The organism is Dyella sp., from assembly GCF_035503745.1.
Classification (GTDB): domain Bacteria; phylum Pseudomonadota; class Gammaproteobacteria; order Xanthomonadales; family Rhodanobacteraceae; genus Dyella_B.
The window spans coordinates 1-16,904 of the sequence record NZ_DATJTC010000028.1 but is presented as its reverse complement, the minus strand read 5'-3'; the positions used below and the strand labels follow the sequence as shown (position 1 = coordinate 16,904).

20 protein-coding genes are annotated in these 16,904 nt (G+C 57.6%); 10 read left to right on the top strand and 10 right to left on the bottom strand.

Going from position 1 to position 16,904, the window contains the following annotated elements; translation table 11 throughout:
* Positions 1 to 62: 62 nt before the first annotated feature.
* On the bottom strand, positions 63 to 617 hold the full coding sequence (locus tag VME63_RS11205; RefSeq protein WP_325433282.1) for a hypothetical protein: 555 nt from the start codon (positions 615 to 617) through the stop codon (positions 63 to 65).
* On the opposite strand from VME63_RS11205, the gene VME63_RS11200 reads away from it, so the two are divergent.
* A complete protein-coding gene (locus VME63_RS11200; protein ID WP_325433280.1) occupies positions 607 to 975 on the top strand; it encodes a Rap1a/Tai family immunity protein in 369 nt (122 codons plus the stop codon). The two genes, VME63_RS11205 and VME63_RS11200, sit on opposite strands and share 11 nt — an antisense overlap.
* Before the next feature lie 296 nt (positions 976 to 1,271).
* Here the strand turns inward: VME63_RS11200 and VME63_RS11195 are convergent, their stop codons facing one another.
* A complete protein-coding gene (locus VME63_RS11195) occupies positions 1,272 to 2,573 on the bottom strand; it encodes an NAD(P)/FAD-dependent oxidoreductase (RefSeq protein ID WP_325433278.1) in 1,302 nt (433 codons plus the stop codon).
* Positions 2,570 to 3,781 (bottom strand): patatin-like phospholipase family protein, encoded by a 1,212-nt coding sequence (locus VME63_RS11190; protein WP_325433276.1) that lies wholly within the window; start codon positions 3,779 to 3,781, stop codon positions 2,570 to 2,572. Before VME63_RS11190 ends, VME63_RS11195 begins: the two co-directional genes overlap by 4 nt.
* A 99-nt stretch (positions 3,782 to 3,880) precedes the next feature.
* Between VME63_RS11190 and VME63_RS11185 the strand changes: the two genes are divergently transcribed.
* Positions 3,881 to 4,240, top strand: coding sequence for an aspartyl/asparaginyl beta-hydroxylase domain-containing protein (locus tag VME63_RS11185; RefSeq protein ID WP_325433275.1), 360 nt, complete (start codon positions 3,881 to 3,883; stop codon positions 4,238 to 4,240).
* Between the two features lie 391 nt (positions 4,241 to 4,631).
* On the opposite strand, the gene VME63_RS11180 is transcribed toward VME63_RS11185, so the two are convergent.
* The gene (locus VME63_RS11180; RefSeq protein ID WP_325433273.1) at positions 4,632 to 5,603 is read right to left on the bottom strand and encodes a hypothetical protein; all 972 of its coding nucleotides are present in this window, start codon (positions 5,601 to 5,603) and stop codon (positions 4,632 to 4,634) included.
* A gap of 269 nt (positions 5,604 to 5,872) precedes the next feature.
* On the opposite strand from VME63_RS11180, the gene VME63_RS11175 reads away from it, so the two are divergent.
* The 5 genes from VME63_RS11175 (at position 5,873) to VME63_RS11155 (ending at position 9,096) form a co-directional block, all read left to right on the top strand.
* Positions 5,873 to 6,148 carry a hypothetical protein gene (locus VME63_RS11175; RefSeq protein ID WP_325433271.1) on the top strand — a complete coding sequence of 92 codons (276 nt, stop codon included), beginning with the start codon at positions 5,873 to 5,875 and terminating at the stop codon, positions 6,146 to 6,148.
* A 53-nt stretch (positions 6,149 to 6,201) separates the two neighbouring features.
* The gene (locus VME63_RS11170) at positions 6,202 to 7,053 is read left to right on the top strand and encodes a DUF692 domain-containing protein (protein ID WP_325433270.1); all 852 of its coding nucleotides are present in this window, start codon (positions 6,202 to 6,204) and stop codon (positions 7,051 to 7,053) included.
* Positions 7,050 to 7,799: a DNA-binding domain-containing protein gene (locus VME63_RS11165; RefSeq protein WP_325433268.1), complete on the top strand. Its 750-nt coding sequence runs from the start codon at positions 7,050 to 7,052 to the stop codon at positions 7,797 to 7,799. Before VME63_RS11170 ends, VME63_RS11165 begins: the two co-directional genes overlap by 4 nt.
* Positions 7,800 to 8,065: 266 nt before the next feature.
* Entirely contained in the window at positions 8,066 to 8,557 is a 492-nt protein-coding gene (locus VME63_RS11160) for a YHS domain-containing (seleno)protein (protein ID WP_325433266.1), read from the top strand.
* A 47-nt stretch (positions 8,558 to 8,604) separates the two neighbouring features.
* Complete coding sequence (locus VME63_RS11155) at positions 8,605 to 9,096, top strand: DoxX family protein (RefSeq protein ID WP_325433264.1); 492 nt, start codon at positions 8,605 to 8,607, stop codon at positions 9,094 to 9,096.
* Between the two features lie 141 nt (positions 9,097 to 9,237).
* On the opposite strand, the gene VME63_RS11150 is transcribed toward VME63_RS11155, so the two are convergent.
* The 3 genes from VME63_RS11150 to VME63_RS11140 all read right to left on the bottom strand — a co-directional run bounded on the left by VME63_RS11150 (position 9,238) and on the right by VME63_RS11140 (position 12,170).
* Entirely contained in the window at positions 9,238 to 10,017 is a 780-nt protein-coding gene (locus VME63_RS11150; protein ID WP_325433262.1) for an alpha/beta hydrolase, read from the bottom strand.
* Between the two features lie 62 nt (positions 10,018 to 10,079).
* A complete protein-coding gene (locus VME63_RS11145) occupies positions 10,080 to 10,871 on the bottom strand; it encodes a YkgJ family cysteine cluster protein (RefSeq protein WP_325433260.1) in 792 nt (263 codons plus the stop codon).
* Positions 10,872 to 11,030: 159 nt separating this feature from the next.
* The gene (locus tag VME63_RS11140) at positions 11,031 to 12,170 is read right to left on the bottom strand and encodes a hypothetical protein (protein ID WP_325433258.1); all 1,140 of its coding nucleotides are present in this window, start codon (positions 12,168 to 12,170) and stop codon (positions 11,031 to 11,033) included.
* A gap of 212 nt (positions 12,171 to 12,382) precedes the next feature.
* Here VME63_RS11140 and VME63_RS11135 point away from each other — a divergent pair, with 212 nt between their 5' ends.
* Positions 12,383 to 13,123, top strand: a complete 741-nt coding sequence (locus VME63_RS11135; protein ID WP_325433256.1) for a DUF1223 domain-containing protein — start codon at positions 12,383 to 12,385, stop codon at positions 13,121 to 13,123.
* Here VME63_RS11135 and VME63_RS11130 read toward each other — a convergent pair.
* Complete coding sequence (locus tag VME63_RS11130; RefSeq protein ID WP_325433254.1) at positions 13,109 to 13,492, bottom strand: hypothetical protein; 384 nt, start codon at positions 13,490 to 13,492, stop codon at positions 13,109 to 13,111. The genes VME63_RS11135 and VME63_RS11130 overlap by 15 nt on opposite strands.
* Positions 13,493 to 13,646: 154 nt before the next feature.
* The gene (locus VME63_RS11125) at positions 13,647 to 14,288 is read right to left on the bottom strand and encodes a DUF1109 domain-containing protein (RefSeq protein ID WP_325433252.1); all 642 of its coding nucleotides are present in this window, start codon (positions 14,286 to 14,288) and stop codon (positions 13,647 to 13,649) included.
* A 288-nt stretch (positions 14,289 to 14,576) separates the two neighbouring features.
* Here VME63_RS11125 and VME63_RS11120 point away from each other — a divergent pair, with 288 nt between their 5' ends.
* Positions 14,577 to 15,467, top strand: a complete 891-nt coding sequence (locus VME63_RS11120) for a DUF692 domain-containing protein (RefSeq protein ID WP_325433250.1) — start codon at positions 14,577 to 14,579, stop codon at positions 15,465 to 15,467.
* Positions 15,464 to 16,237 carry a DNA-binding domain-containing protein gene (locus tag VME63_RS11115; RefSeq protein WP_325433248.1) on the top strand — a complete coding sequence of 258 codons (774 nt, stop codon included), beginning with the start codon at positions 15,464 to 15,466 and terminating at the stop codon, positions 16,235 to 16,237. The genes VME63_RS11120 and VME63_RS11115 overlap by 4 nt, the downstream gene beginning before the upstream one ends.
* Before the next feature lie 31 nt (positions 16,238 to 16,268).
* On the opposite strand, the gene VME63_RS11110 is transcribed toward VME63_RS11115, so the two are convergent.
* The coding region (locus VME63_RS11110) for a DUF1109 domain-containing protein (RefSeq protein WP_325433246.1) at positions 16,269 to 16,904 on the bottom strand (636 nt) is incomplete at its 5' end.

Sequence of the window (16,904 nt, the reverse complement as noted above, 5' to 3'; positions counted from 1 at the left end):
ATTAGCTTAAGGTGATGGGTGTCCACCGAACCGGCAGCAGTCCAGTATCCACGCTCATTTTGTTAATTCAACTTAAGCCCAATCTCACTTACGAGAATTAAATTTTGGGTATTCAATAACTGTCCGCTATCATTCCAATTCTGAATTTTTACCGACTTTAAAATACCCGTCGAACTAACGTCATATTGATAGGCCACAACTAGCTTGTTGACGTCAACATGCCGTGCGCAACCTGTTCGGGTAATCATTGAGCACGTTGCAGAGCCACGCCATCCGCCATTTGCAAGTCGCTTAATTGATATCCTTGGCCCAGCTATATATTCTGCAGAACGGTGCTCTCCATTCGGGATGGCGAATACGAAGTAACCGATGGATCGACATCTGAACCCGTGGGAGGAACAATTTTCAACATGCCCATCGGCCTGCGGCAAATCGTTGGCCAGATTTTTTATATCGGCGATCGCCGTACCTATTATGAACTCATTTTTTTTAATACCAATAAAATAGCCTTGTTGTTTATCAACATACCGTATAGGGCTGTTGAGGTCATTAATCGAATAAATGGTGTCGCAACACAAAACGCCGGCAACGATCAGAACCGCCATCATGGGATTCATTGACTGGGCTCCAAAAAAGAATTTGCTGCGTCATTATAAGACTCTTAGTGAGCGGCTTGATCGATGTCTATTCGGATCGGTCCGGATATTCCAAGAGCTTTCCATTCTTCGTCGCTTTGGATCTATGGGGTATGGGTACGTGCATGGGGTGGCTGACGCACCTAATGCGAGTGGCTCAATTTGCCTGCCACAAGGAGTTGTCATCGGGCAGGAAGCGGTTGAGGTCATGAAGTACGTGGACGTCAATCCGGAAAAGTGGCAATACCCGGCAGAAGACGAAGTCTACTTAGCGCTGTACGACGTGTGGCCATGCGATAAGATGCAGCGTGCTGGTTCGAAAAATAAAACTTTCCAGTGATAAAACCCGCAGGTGGACAGAGCTGAATCAAGTTGCATGATCGCTTGCAACCGCCAATTCAACCGATTGCAACAACCAGAGGTCTGTTAAGCCCCACTTCCCGCTCACTTAGTCGACGAATATGACAGCCGTTCGGCTGAATTTTTCCGGAACCAGTGTTTATGCTGGAAAAGCAAAATGTTGTGGATCAAGCCTTTAAAGGCTGATCCTCGGTCGATCGCTTGGCTCCGCCACGTACGCGGCTCTTTATGTGCACAGGCGCCAAACCGCTGAATCGCGCGACGGGTTCCCTGGAATTAAAGATCCTTGCTCCGAAGATAGCGGAGATGCGTGATGTCGGGAGGGAAAAACATGCCCCATGTCCATTCAACGTATATCCGCACTTTACGTCCGGCAGTGGGCATCAATAACAGATAGTAAGCACGCCAGAGCAGCCAGGCGGGCAACCCGAACAGACGCCATCCAAACACTTGTGCCACGCCCTTTTTATGTCCGATCGAGGCTAGCATTCCCCGCGCGCGGTAGCGAAAAGGACGAGTGCTCCTGCCATGCAAGTGCGCAATCAAGTTGTCTGCGACGCACGCTCCCTGTCGTACCGCAAACTGCGCGGTCGGGGGACACACAGAGTGGTCGCGCGCATTCTCAATCTGTGCGCAATCTCCCATGGCCCAGATACCCGCTTTGCAGTGATCTTTGGACGACATCACGCGCATGTCGCCCCGGACGGGAATGCGCCCTCTCTCTAACGGTATATCCAGATCCCGCGCCAATTTATCCGCAAGCAGATTCGGCCGTGTGCCGATGGTGCAAATGACACTTGCCCCGATAAGTCGCATCCCGCTGGCAAGTGTTACGCCATCAGCATGTATGCACTGCACCCGTTCGCCGAGCAACACCTTGCCGCCGCGATGTTCCAGCGATCGCTGCGCCGAGCTTGCCAGGCCCTCTGGCAATTCCAACAGGAGCCTGGATTGATCCTGCACCACGGTGACCTGGACTTCTTCCTTGCGCACCTTGGGATAGTAGCGAAGCATGCTGTGGAGGCAGTCGATCATTTCACCGGCGACTTCGACGCCAGAAAATCCGCCGCCAATAACAATGAATGATCCCAGCACTTTGCGCAATTCTGGATCGGTCACCAACTCCATCTTCGCGAGACGGCGCAGGATCGAATTTCGGATTTCCATGGCATCGCCGACGGTCTTTAGGGGCAATGCGAATTCTTCCATTCCCGGCATGAAATCAAGGCGCGCGCGATTGCCAAAGGCCAGCACCAAGCCGTCATACGGGAGCATTTTTTCACCGTCCAGCGTTTCGCAGTTCAGTAGTTGCCTTTGTAAATCGATTGCACTCACCCTTCCCATGATGAAGCACCACTGGCTTGAGGGTCTTATGACCTCTCTCACAGGTGCGATCACATGTTCCGGAAAAATCGATGCACCAACCGCTTCGGGCAATAGTGGATTGAAGGTTGTATAGCTTTCTTCGCTGACAAGTGTCAAAGTCCAGTCCGGCGGCAATAAGCGTCTAAGTCTCCGCACGAATGACAGGCCCGCGAAGCCCGCACCAACCAGGATTAGATTCCTCTTGTGGCTCATGGGTTGACCTCGTGTACGAACACGCCTTCGAGTGAATCCAGTTGCTCCGACTTCCATGGCTGGGCTTGAATGGCATGCATGGCGTCGGCGTAGCCTGCCTGGTAACGCAGCTCCACGCTCTGGGCCGTGAAGTCAATGTCCCTGGTTTGATCCTGGCCGGGCAGTGGCGCGGCGTTGAGTTGCACTATGTGCATGACCGTGCTGCAACCCCAGGCGCCGAGCTCCTGAATAGCGGGATCTTCGCGCAATTTCTCCGGAATGTGCATGGCCAATTCCCGAATGACGTGGCGCAAATGGTGAAGTTGACGTTGACGCTCGATATGGTTGTCGGATCGGCTGGCGTATTGGATATCCTTGATGCGGCCTTGTATATCCCATATCGAGTGAGGCTCAGGTCCGTGAGGCTTCCACATCTGCGCCGAAAAGATCAACGAATGACGACGCGGCTTATCGTCGAGTACGGCTTCGATAGGTGTGTTGGAATACAGTCCCCCATCCCAATAAGGGTCACCATCGATACGTACCGCGCCGAAGACCGGTGCCAATGCACCCGAAGCCAGAACGTGGTCCACTCCCAATACTTCTCTGCGGCTGTCGAAATAACGCATCTGCCCAGTTCTTACGTTTACGGCCCCAACGGTAAGCCTCGTGGGGCCGCCATCTCCCGCTCCTAGCTGCTCAAAATCCACCAATTCCAACAATGTTTCGCGCAAGGGCGTTGTACTGTAGTAAGCAGCTTTTTCCACGCCGAGCGATAGCCACGGATTCATGCAGCTCAGCGGGTTTGGCGTAAAAAACTTCGGGATGCCTTGCATCACTACTTGGCTGTTATGTTGCCAATGGGCAAAAGCCTCCCAGGCCGGACTGAATGCATCCAAGGAGCGAAGCCATTGCTCCATGGTCTTCAGTGCCGCGGATGGCTGCTGGGTTACGCACTTCCAAAATGCTTGCAGCCGACTTAGCCGATTGTGTGACTCGTTACCGGCTATCAACGCACCATTAATTGCACCAATAGAAGTACCGATGATCCAGTGCGGTTCAATTCCAGATTCGTGTAGCGCCTCATAGACACCGGCCTGATAGGCACCGAGTGCACCTCCTCCTTGCAGCACCAGCACAATATGTGGATGGTCGATGGTCCAGGAAGGCGCCGCTGCAGTACGCCCTGCAGGGGATTTGACTGCCGCGGGAGAGTGATAAGGTTTCATGATAAGTTCTGTTAAGTCGCCATGCATCACCAGCCGGCAAAACGGGTTTAAATTAGCCGTTTATGTAGGCAACCCGGCATTTCAGGCGCCGATGAATCCATGAATCAACATGGACCAGCTATGGTGTGCATAGCATTCGATCTTGCCTATGTTCCGGCGTCCAGGCTTTCTTGCCATGAGTCCGACGGCCACGTCATGCACCTCGATAACAAGAAGCCGCATGAGGTGTTCAACCATTCGCGTGAGAACCGCATCCACCTGATATTCGATCTTGAGCGTCGATGGCGGGCCGGAGGCGAATGGTCGCCGATGGTTGGGGTGCTGAAGTTTTCGCAGTTTGTTTTGCGACGCGCTCAGGATCGGGGTGGGCGGATAACGCTGGTTAGTGGCATGAAAAAGCCAGCTCGAGTGTCGGCTTTTTTACGAAAGCATTGGTCATTATCGAAAAGAACGCTGTGATCGCATTCTCGTGGAAGGTGGTGGAAGTTTCCTCCCGGGTATATCTCATCGCACCTGCCGCGCATGAGGTGGCACACGTTAAACATGGGAACTCCCGCAACAAAGCTCTTATTTTCGTGTTTCATGGGGGCTCTCCCATGAGAGATGCTTGTACGCAGTGGTTTGAGAAATTCGGGCATCGTGCTTCAGCTTGGCGCTGGAAGGGGGCGGGCAATTTGCACGCCGATGCGTCTACACCGCTTCCAAAAAGAATGGTTGCGCTCCGAACCTACGAGGGGATAGGTATAGGTCCGAAGCGCAACCATTAAAGACACAAGAGTTCGGGCTCATGAACGTCTTGTGGTGGTACGACTCGATCGACGTGCCGCTTTGCGTGCACTGTTTCGCGTGGTCAGGTGGGTGCTTCCATGGTTGTAATGGAACGGCGAAGGTTGGCCAGCGGCGCGTTATCGTCGAAGCGAATCACGCCATCGGTCTCTGAAATGCCTAATTGTTGGAGGGCGCCCTGAAGGTCTATTGTCACGGGGCGGTCCTTGAGCCGCTTGTAAAGTGAGGCAAGGGCGTCGCCTCGTACGGCGTTGTCTCCGATATGGATGGTTTGATTCACGCTCCAGAACGATGTATTGCCGCCGCTTTTGCGATTGATGGCGCGTAGTGCATCTTGCAGCCGATATCGGCCCTGGCTGTTCTTGTAGATGGCGATTTCGGCGAGCAGCCAGTACATGGCGCCACCCCAATAGGTTCTGCCCCAGGTATGGGTGTGATCGAGCCCTTCATCGCCATCGCGCGGTTGTCCTTTAGGCATATCCTCCACCGCCCAACGCCACACTTCCTGCGGTGTGAGTTGACCGACTTGCGCGCGTGCGATGGGCTCGACGTATGTCGCGTTGCCCTCCATGAACCATTTGCTGCTCTGGGGGACGGTGGGAAGTGCAAGGTGCGTCATTTCATGCACCATGATCCAATCATGGTGCAGGGCGCTATCGCTGATATTGCGTCCTAGTGCAACGTGCGTGATGGAAGTGGGATGTCCCCACGTTGTAGCAGGGCCAATGCGTTCACCGTCGTTGAGTGTGACAAGCAGGCCCCACTGTTCGACGGAAAACCGTCCGAAGTAGGCCGCGATGGCCGTTGCGCTTCGGCGGACCCAGGCTTCGATGCGATTCTTGTCCAAGGTCGATGGATTGCCATCGATGGCGATGCTGATGTTTCCGCCTGCTATGACGAAATGAAGATCGAGTGCCTGTTTCAGCCGATCGTAAACGTCAACTGGGTTTTCATCCGGTTGGGCGATGGCCCGCCATGGCGATGACACTGCAATCGCCATGCCACCTGCCCATTGGAGAAAGCGCCTGCGTTTCATGCCACCTCCGCGATCGCGACTGCTTCTAAAGGTTCATCTGAAGAAGCAGCGTCGTTGTTAGTGGTTCGTCCGTCGCTTGCTGGTTGTTACATGACAAATGACCTAAGGGCGGTGGGGTACGTACTCAATGCTGCGGCGCCGCAAGGAAAGTGGGGTTTTCGTTACCTTGTGAAATGTCATTTGCGGATGCCGTGTAACTTCTTTGGAAACGATCGCGAACTGCTTCATGCCATCACGGCAATCCATTCTTTCAACGTAGGAGTTGTTCCATGATCAAGCTCTCCAGTGGTACCAGCCTTGCCGCAGCCGCAGCGTTCATCGCTTTCGCCAGCCTTGCTCAGGTGAGCCCGGCTCATGCATCGCCCGCGGCGGGCGATCAGGCGCAGCCGTGCTACGGCGTCAATGCCTGTAAGGGACAGTCCGATTGCAAATCCGGCGATCACGCTTGTAAGGGCCAGAACTCCTGCAAGGGACAGGGCTTCAAGAAGATCACCGCCAGCGAGTGCCAGGCGCAGGGCGGCAGCCTCACCCCTCCGTCGAAGTGATCGACAGAGCCCGGCTGCTCCCTCCAGTCGGGCTCTCTTTCTGGGAATTGGTTATGTCTACGCGTGATCTACCTGCTTTCGAAGGATTTGGCCTGGGTTTGCGCCCCGTGCACTACCAGGAGTTTCTCGACACTCACGTTTCCGTCGATTTTGTCGAGGTGATTTCCGAGAATTTCATGGTCCAAGGCGGCAAGCCTTTGGCTGTCTTGGAGGCTGTAAGGGCGCGCTATCGGATCGCTATGCATGGCGTGTCGTTGTCGATTGGCTCGGCCGATGGGCTAAAGCTCGATTACCTGCAGCGATTGAAAAGTCTGGCCGAACGCATCGACCCGCTTTGGGTGTCCGATCACCTGTGTTGGACGGGCGTGGAGGGCTTCAACTCTCACGACTTGCTTCCACTTCCTTACACCAAGGAAGCCATGGATCTGGTTTGCGCCAACGTCAATCAGGTGCAGGATTTTCTGGGGCGGCCGATTCTGCTGGAAAACCCTTCCACTTACCTGGACTACACACAGGCCGATTACAGCGAGCCGGCGTTTTTGGCCGAATTGTGCCGACGCACGGGGTGCTACTTATTGTTGGATGTCAACAATATTTATGTGAGCGGAGTCAATCAGGGTTTTGATGCTTACCAGTACCTGTCTGCCATTCCTAAGGGTTACGTAAGGCAGATGCACCTGGCCGGTCACAGCCAGGGGCGGGATCGCCTCATCGACACCCACGATCAGCCTGTTCCCAATGCGGTGTGGTCGGTTTATCGCGCAGCGTGCGAGCGATTCGGTTCCGTCGCGAGCATGATCGAGCGTGACGACAACATTCCGCCGCTTAGTGAGTTGCTGGATGAATTGGATATGGCGCGTACCGTCGCGTCCGTGGCCCGCCAGGTGGAGGAATCCATCGCATGAGCCTCCTGGACATGCAGCGACAATTTCGCGCCTTTTTGGTGGACGGCCCCCACGTTTTAGACCAATACGTGCCCCATAGCGCTGCGCCGGGGTTGGCTGTCTACCATCACGCCTATCGCGCTCAATTGGAAGAGTGCATGCGTGACACGTTTGAGCGCACTTGGGCATGGTTGGGAGATGATGCCTTCCAAGAGGCCGTGCATCGCTACATCGAGGAACACTCGCCGGGCAGTTGGACGATCAGTGACTACGGCGAGCATTTCGCCGATGCGCTGGATGTGCTTTATCCCGATAGTCCGGAAGTCGGCGAGCTGGCTCAGTTGGACTGGACATTACGCCGCGCCTTTGACGGCCCCGATGGTGAAGCGTTAACCGTTGCGGCAATCAGTGGGGAAATCGACTGGGATAGCGCCAGGATCCGCTTTGTACCCACCTTGCGCATGTTTGCCGTGCGAAGCAATTGTGGTGCGCTATGGTCCGCGATGGCCTCGGAAAAGGTTCCGCCCGCGGTGGAGTACTTTACCGATCCGGCTGCCATTCGGGTTTGGCGCGAAGAGCATCGCTGTCGTTTTCAAACGATCGATGAGCTTGAGATGCGCGCCATCAACGCCGTCGCCAACGGCGCTTCGTTTGCGGAGCTATGTGGCAACCTCGCGCACCTGCTGGGTGATGATCACGGCGCCTCTGCGGCAGGCGAATTCCTGGCCACCTGGATGAGTGAAGGGATGGTCGGCGCGATTGAGTGATACGACACGCAATGTCTCTTGCTACCTCCGGTTGGTGTGTGCGGCCGGGTCAAGGGCCTGGCCATGCCAGGGCGTCGGCTAAAGCCGCTAGTAACCACGCGTTGCGGATCGTTGGGCGACTTGCAGGGCGCACTGGCGGTATCCCCGCTTCTTTGGCGCAGGCTAGGGCCGTCACGTTGAAATGCAGGGCACGAATCGCTGTAACTCTTGCGTCGAAATTGACGAATGAAACATGGCACCTATAGCCACCACTTGGAGGAGTCGTCATGTTCCGTGCATTACCGAAAAGCGCTGCCCTGATGCTGCTATCGATGGCGATACCCCTGGCGGTACTGCCGGCGGCGGTCGTCCACGCGGGTGTGCCCGGATCGACATCGGCGACGAACACCGATGAGCATGGTCTGGCATTGCGTGGTTATGACCCGGTGGCCTACTTTGTGTTGGGCAAGCCGACGCAGGGCAAGGCGCAAATCTCGGCTACTTATGCCGGTGCGCATTACTTATTCGTCTCGGAAGCAGATCGAAAGCTATTTGTGTCCGATCCCGGAAAATATCTGCCGCAATTCGGTGGCTTTTGCGCGGTGGGAACGGCCTATGGCAAGAAAGTCGACACCGACCCCACGACAGGCGTGGTGGTGAATGGGAAGCTCTACCTCAACTACAACGCCAAGGCATCCTTGCTGTTTAAAAAGGATACGCCGGGAATCATTCAGCATGCGCAAGACAATTGGCCCGAGGTGAAAAACCAGGCGCTTTAAACGCGCCGAGATCCGCACTTGGCGCGACATTCCTTGACAAGGCCGGCATGAACAAAATCTCTTTTCTCGGCAAATACGCCATTTCCCCGTTGCCGCTTCCTTATGAGTGGTATGCCATCCCTTTGCGATTGATCTTGGGTTATGGCTTCATGGAGCATGGCTATGCCAAGCTCGCCCGGGGTCCGGAAGGGTTCATCGGCATACTCCACGCCATCGGCATGCCATTTGCCGACTTGCTCGGATGGGCAACCATCGCAATCGAAGTGCTGGGTGGCTTGATGATTCTCCTCGGCGCGTTGATCCCCGTCGCCTCGGTTCCGATGATCGCGGTGCTACTGGTTGCGACCTTTACCGTTCATCTGCCTAACGGATTCAGCTCGATCAAGCTGATGTCCTACGACGCCTCGGGTGCGCACTTTGGGCAACCGGGTTACGAGACGGATATGCTCTATCTCGCCGGCTTGCTGGCGCTATGCATTGGCGGAGCAGGCCCATGGTCGCTGGATGCATGGTTGGACCGGCGTCGGAAGAACGCTTAAATACGCTCATGCGACTGTGCCAGCGCGTGAGCAGCCTGGCACGCCTTGCTCGCCAAGGTGACCCAAAAGTGCTACGGGTTTGGCTCGCCGCACGCCGTAGGCGATCGCTACGGCGTGCGCGATGGGGCATCTGCGCCCAAATTAGAGATTGAGCCGGCCAAGGAACCCCAGGATGGCTTTCCAGTTGTCTTCGGCCCCGGCGGGATTGCGGCTTGGAATCAAGGTGGAAGATCCATGTACACCGCCGGTGACGGGTACGTACTGAACCTTCAGTGTCGAAGGCGACGCTGCCAGGATGGCCTTCGCCGCAGCCACTTCTTCGGGGTCTTTTGAAGAGGTTACAAAGAAGGGGACGGTGATTTTCGACGCAGCGGTGCGAATCATGGTCGGCGATTGGTCAAAGTACTCGCCAGGTGAAAACACGGCCAGGCCGCGGATTTCGTTGACGTGCTCGGAGGCCACCACCACGGTCAGCGACGCGGAATAGCTGCTTCCCCAAAGAATGATGGGAAGCTTCTGCGTTTCGGCGAAGGAAAGGGCCGCCTCAAGATCGCGTTTCGCATCCAGATAATCGGCGGATCGGCCTAATGCCTGGACAGTTTGATTCGGGCCGTACAAGTTGCCGCCGGAGCGTTGATCGATGGCAAGTGCGCTGTATCCGGCTGCGACAAGCCGCGGTGCAATGGTTTTATATTCATCCTTGCTGGAGTGCGCTTGATGAAAGAGCACAATAAGTGCCTTGGGTGAGGCGGCATGATAGTACCTGCCATAAATCTTCACCCCATCGGCCGCCTTGAAGGTCACGTCGGATGTCCTTGCCGAGTGAACGTCCGGAGTCGTGGCGGCCTTGGCGGGGTTGGACATCGCCAAGCCACCGAAGGCAAAAAGCGTGGAAACCATAAGAGCGAGCACGGGACGCATGGAAACTCCTTTGAATGACTTTTCGTATCTGCGGGATGCTATGTGTTTCGGTTGATTACCGGCTAAACCGGCCCCTCCATCGGCGGCGCGTCGGGGCGAAAGCCCAAGTATTGCGAAGGTCCGCTCGCGAGCGATCCCGCATACACGGGCTTGGCTCCGGCCCGGCCCAGCGCGTCAAAGGTTGCTGCTTGATTGGTTACCATCGACCAATCATTCTGCGATGGCATGCCATCTACGTCAGGTGGAATGTTCTGCAGCAGGGACAGGAGTGCCTCACGGGAAGGACAATGAGCCATGAAGCCTTCATTCGACAAGCTGGTGCTGCGGATACCCAATTCCCGGCAGATCCACGCCTTGATGCCTGTGTCGAGCTGGTCGCCATGGCGTAGCAGCGACATATGCAACTGTGTCTGAGCGTCCACGACCTGGTTGGCGCGCATGAAGGGCGTTGGGGATGCCCATGCCTCCGGTGGGCACTGCTTGTGGCTGGGCGAGAGGGCGATAAAGGGGTTGACCTCGGCCGGGTAGATGCGGCAAACGTGCGGTCGATGGTCATAGATGCCACACCGCATGTCGCGGCCAAGGTGAGGGCAGGCACCCTCGAACGTTGCCGTGAGTATGACGATGACCCGTATGGGCAACTCCCCGCTGCAGGCGAGAAAGGAGCGACGGCGCTTATGCATGGCGGGCGCGTCTGAAAGAGCCGGCTCGGTGACCCAGGGAATCGCCTCGCACAGGATCTCAACGGTTCCGCCGCGCTGCAACCAGGCCGAGGCCTCCGAGTGCGTAAGGGGAAGCCTCAGGTTGTGGCAGCACTTGCCGCACTGCGTGCAGCTGAAATTGAAATCGGACATGGCTTCCCCGGGTGGCCTGTATGGTTTGTTCGGTCTTGCCGGGCGAGAAGTTACAAACGGCAATAGGAAGCCCCGCCAGGATGGGCTGCCTGGACGAAGCAAGAGAGCGCCGTACTGGGGAGTATGCCTTCCCCAGTACGGCATGGACACGAAACGCGACTAATAGTTGAAGCGGCCGTCGTTCCGGACAATGGCGATACCGTTGGTAGCGACATTGTTGATAGTGACACTGCTCTTGAGGTTGAAATCTCCGTCGCCATCAACGTTGAAGATGGATACGTGCGAGACCGATCCGTTGGCGTCGACGACGGCGGCGAGGCCATCGCGGTAGGTGATGTCGGTCGGATTGCCGTTGAAGGTCGCCACCACTTCCGCATCCAGGATGATTTTCTGGCCGTAAACGGCGAAGCGGGAAACCGAATGGCTCGGCGAGTTGGCCGAGAACAGGAACGGGCCATCGAGCGTCACCCAGCACGGCGCCAACTGCGTGCCCGATCCGGTCACCGTCAAGACTGCATCGTTGCGAACCAGGCTGATCTCGTTGGCGTGCGCGATGCTTACGTAAGCGTCATTGCCGCGCGTGGCAAGCCCAAATGGCGTATTGACGTTAGCGGGGATGTTGGCCACCAGTTGGGTGGCGCCCGATACCGCGCCATCATCGGTCAGGTTGACCGTTTCAATGGCGTTGCTCTTTTCGGCAAGAATCAGTTGCCCTCTGAGTACACCTACTTGCGCTGCCGAACCGTCCGCCATCACAAGCTGTGCTTCGCCGTCGGCCTGGGCGCTTACGCCATTGCGGTCGATGAGATGCGATTCGATATGCGTGGTGGTAAGAATATAAAGATGATTGCGGCCAAATGCGACGCTTACCGGGTTGGTAATCGCCGGGACAAGCTTTTCCAGCTGCAGCGGCACCCGATCGCCACCTTTTTGGAAGATGGAGACGTTGCCCGATCCGAAGTTGACGACGGCAAGTAGATCGCGATTCTGCGCAATGCCGCCGGAATTGCCGGTTACGCCGCCGGCGCCGCCCGTTTTTGACTGCTCCACCAGCGTTCCCTGGGTGTTGTACACCAGCAGCTGATTACTGGCCGTGTTCGATGCGGTGACAATGAGATCACCGTCGTTCCAACCATTGCTCTGTGCATTGACTGCGCTTGCGACCATCAACGCGAGCAACGCCGATCCATAGATTGCCATTTTCATGGTTGTTCCTCGTTGTAAACGTGAGTAATTGCGGCAGCGTGTGTTGCCGCGAAGGGTTACTTCCCACGACCGTGCATGTCGGCCGTGGATCACTTCGGGAATGGGCGAACTCGGTTACATCGAGGAGTGATTCATGGCGCTATTTGTGATGCGTGTATCGTCATCACGAAATTTGCACATGACAAAACCACTGCATCGGCGGCTTGGTGCAGGCACCCTGTAACTTATCTGCATGAATCGACGAAACATCCTACGGGCGGCTGCGGCCGCGCGTGACTCGGTGCCACACAAACCTGCGGTGTTCCATGACGAAAAGACGGCCTTACTACCTATCTGCGGCGCTCTGCGCGTGGTTTCTGTATCCTTCTGCGTGGGCGCAGAGCCCTTCGGGCGTAGACACGAACAACCTCACCGTCGTCGAGCTTTTCCAAAGCCAGGGCTGTTCTTCGTGCCCGCCGGCCGAAGAAAACCTCAACGCGGTCGCGGGCAACCCTCACGTGCTTGCCTTGTCCTTTGGTGTCACCTATTGGGATGATCTGGGGTGGAAAGACACCTTCGCTACGGATGCCTATACACAGCGACAGTGGCGCTACGCCCACTACCGCCACCGCGATACCGTTTGGACACCCCAGGTCTATGTGAATGGCCATGCGGACCTTGTTGGCAATAATCGCTTTGAATTGAATGAAGCCATAAGCGAAGCGCAGAGTTCGGGGCCATCCATCGTTTGGCCGTCCGCCAATCATGTCCAGATCAAGGCATCCACGCGGCCTCTGGAGCCGAGCGAGGTGTGGTTGGTGCGCTATGATCCGCGCACGCTGCACGTGCCCATTGGCGGCGGCGAAAACGGCGGTCGCACGCTCGATCAGCGCAATGTCGTGCGCGAACTGGTGCGACTCGGGGAGTGGCGTGGGGACGATGCGGCGTTTTCGCTGCCGGCGCCTTCACTCGCGGGACTTCAAACCGCCGTGCTCGTTCAAGTGCAAAATGGCGGAGATATCTTGAGTGCGTCGGTGGAGCCGGTCGGCGACTCAGGCCGGCCCTGACCGCCGATGCTGCGCGTAGGTCGTCAGCAAAGCGCCCGCCACATAGATGGCGGGCGGAAGAAGACCGCGAAAAAGGTCGACGTAGCCGGGTAGTACCACCACCGCTACCCAGATCGCATCGGCCCATCCCACGACGCACAGGTTCAACCAGTATCCGCGTCGATCGTTGCGCCAGTTGTATCGTGCCGCGATCGCCACGGCGAACACGGCAATACTGAGCATGTAGGCGGCGAGCTGGTAAAGCCGGCCTTGCGCGAGCGCGGCCTGATGCGTTCCCAAACGATAAATGTCGTAGGCCACCTTGCAGTGGAAAATGCCCCAGGCAGCGTAACAGGCTGCACCGATCCGCGAAGCGACTAAGGTACGCATGGTGTCTTACTCCGTAGGACAGCTGAAACGCGTCACCACCAGATTATCGCGAAGGTGCTCACTTCGTCGGTCCGGGGCCTTCGCCATGGACGCATGGCGAGGGTCTGCTCCACGTTCTCGACGATCCCGCGGCGCTGGGTTCCACGGACGTGTATCACCAACGCAAAAGCTGCCTGCCGAGGAAGGCTCCCGTGACGGTGGGGATAGCCATGCCAAGCAGGTACCAGGTGGCCCAGAACGGCACGCCCATTTCGGGACAATGCAGGCAGTAGGCAAGCGTGCCAAGTGCTCCGGCAAGTAGCCCGGCGACGGCGCCCGCGAGGGTGCGATGCGTGGGCGCGAGTTGCCGGGCGGCGAAAAGCACCGCGCACAGGCAGGGCATGGATAGAAGCGCGATATTGAACGGGCATGTGCGCCACGTCTTGCCCATCAGCAGCGATGCGCGCAGGCCATCGGGTGCTTCCCAGAGCACGGTCAACGCCGCGAGCCAGACAAACAGGATGGGTATCGCAATGCCGGTCCACCGCCGTCCCACGGCTTGGCCTGGCCTGACCAGCCGTTCAAGCATCATGTATGCGCCAGCGGCCAGAGACAGCGGCAGCGCGAGTTTGAGCCAAAAGAGGGGCGTCACCAACATGGCCGCCATGTCCGGCCGCAGCCCGTAGCCGACGAGCGCAAGCGTGCAGGCGCAGATGTATGCCACGAGCAGCGATGCGCTCAAATAGCGCTTAACGATGTCTCCGCGCGCGGGCGCGATGTCCGTGGCAAGTAGCGAGACGAGGAGGTCAGTGTTCATGGCATCGGGTTCAGGTGACTGTCTTCATGTTGGCGATCAAGCAAAGCGCAGCAAACGCCTACCGCAGGTCGGATCATTTCGCGATCGAGCGGCGAGTGGCTTGAGCCACGCACCGGCATTTGCCGGCGGCATCCGGAAGACCCAAGCATGCCGCTGTTGCCATTAAGTTCGGGTAGGGGGCCGGTCGGTTACAGCGTTGAGGCTGTTTTGCCGTGGGTTTACGGTGTTTTTCGCCGTGTAACCGATGGGTTCATGCAAACGAATTAAACGCTGGGTCACCGACGCGTGGTGACGGATACCGCCGCCCCTATCGCAGGCATCGCCATGGTCTTGCCACACCTCACAAGCAGTGCCCTCGGCGCCGGCCTCGGCCTGAAGCCGCAGCACTATGAAGACGCGTATGCCGTAGCGCAGCACGGCTTGTGGTTCGAGGTTCATCCCGAAAACTACATGGTGGACGGCGGTCCCCGGCTTGCATGGCTTGAGACGATCAGGTCGCGCCACCCTTTGTCGCTGCACGGGGTATCGCTGTCGCTCGCAGCAGACAAGGAGCCCGATGCCGCGCATTTGCAGCGTCTGAAGACCTTAATAGAACGTGTTGAACCGGCGCTGGTGTCCGAACACCTGGCGTGGTCGGCATGGCGAGATCAGTATCACCCCGACCTTTTGCCATTTCCGCGTACGCAGGAAGCGTTGTCGAGGGTGTGCGCAAACATCGGTCGGACGCAGGATACCCTGGGTCGTCGCATGGCGATTGAAAATCCCACGCATTATCTGACCATTCCGGGGCACGACTGGAGCGAAACCGACTTTTTAAGCGAAGTCGTGCGCCGTACGGGGTGCGGCCTGCTGGTGGATATCAACAATGTATTCGTCAGCGCCCACAATCTAACCATCGACCCGATGAGCTACCTTGACGCCATTGCGGCCGATGCCGTCATGGAGATCCACCTGGCCGGCCACAGCGCCGACGCCGATGGCATGCTGTTGATCGACTCTCACGATGCGGCGATCAACGAGGGCGTTTGGAGCCTCTATCAGTACCTGATCGATCGGATCGGCCCGCGTCCTGTGCTGATCGAGCGGGACGACAAGGTGCCGCAGTTCCCTATCCTGCTGGACGAACGCAGGCGCGCGCAGTCGGTACTTGATGGGGCATCGGTGGGAGTGGCGGCATGACGCCTTCGCTGGCCTCGTTTCAGGATGCGTTTGTGGATGCTCTCTACGGTCGAGCGCCGCATGACAGTCGCGTGGCGGCCATGGCGGCCCAACCAGGGTTTGCGGTGTACCGAAACACGGTCTTCCAAGGGTGCGTGGACGCGTTGGAAGCGAATTTTCCCGCTGTCATGCGCCTTGTGGGCAAGGAGTGGTTTCGGGCGGCGGCTGCCGAGTATGCGGCTCAATCGCCACCGACACAGACGCAGCTATTGCATTACGGCAATACGTTTCCCGATTTTCTGGCCGCGTTCGAACCCGCCGAATCCTTGCCCTATCTGCCTGGCGTCGCTCGACTCGATTATTTCTGGGTAGAGGCGCATAGCGCGCTCGATGAGGCGCATGTGACAGTGGGCGATCTGGCGGCGGCATCGCCGCAAGAGCTGGAGCGGGCGAGGCTTCGTGTGCATCCGGCGGCCCGCTGGCGTTGGTTTGCGCATGAACCGGCCTACACCATCTGGCGAGCGAATCGGGAGGGCGTGGACGTTCCCGCCGATCTGGTTTGGGAAGGCGAGGGGGCGCTGCTTGCACGGCCTTCGAGCAAGGTGGTTTGGCAGCCCATTTCGATCGGCGCTTGTGCGTTCCTCGATGCGTGTGCCGACGGGTGCGATCTCGAATCGGCCGCCAACCAGGCATTAGGGCGCGAACCGGGCATGGATCTGGGCCACTGTGTTTCCTCGCTTCTGATGGCCGGTGCCATTGCCCAAGTCGAGAAGCGCCCGCCGATGGCTTAGGTCGCAAGCGCGACGCCATGCGCGGGTATGGCTACCAATCCAGGAGCTTTGGACCCAGAAGCGCGCCGATGATGGTGGTTATTCCGATCGCTAATACGTACCAGATGCCCCAGAAAGGCACTGACATCTCCACGCCATAAAGCGTGTACACCAGTACGCCTTCCGCACCTGCCAGCAGACCCACGCCGGCGCCAGCCAGCGCGAGTTGGGTCGGCGCAAGTCCCTGCATGGACTTCATCGCCGCACCCAATGGCGGTAGCGAAAGAAGCACGATATTGACCGTACTCACCCTCCAGGTTGATCCCAGCATGAGTTCCAAACGGTAACCGCGGGGGGTGAACAGCAAAACAATTGCTGCGGTCATCCACAAGGTCAGGATAGGCAAGAGAACCGTTATCCACGCTCGCTTGGTTGGAACACCCGGTTGCCCAAGCCGCTCCGTCAGTTTGAGCGCCGGTACGATGATGGCCAGGGGAAACAGGAGTTTGAGCCAGAAGAGCGGCTTGGCCATCATGGCCGGCATATCCCCGCGCACGCCGTAGAGCGCCACAAGCACAAGGGTGCTTGTGCCCAGTCCCTGCATCAGGGCCCGGCCAATGCGCTTTGCTACAGCATTGGGCTCAATAGGGGCCAGGTTTTGCGCCAACCTGGAAACCAGGTCCCGCGT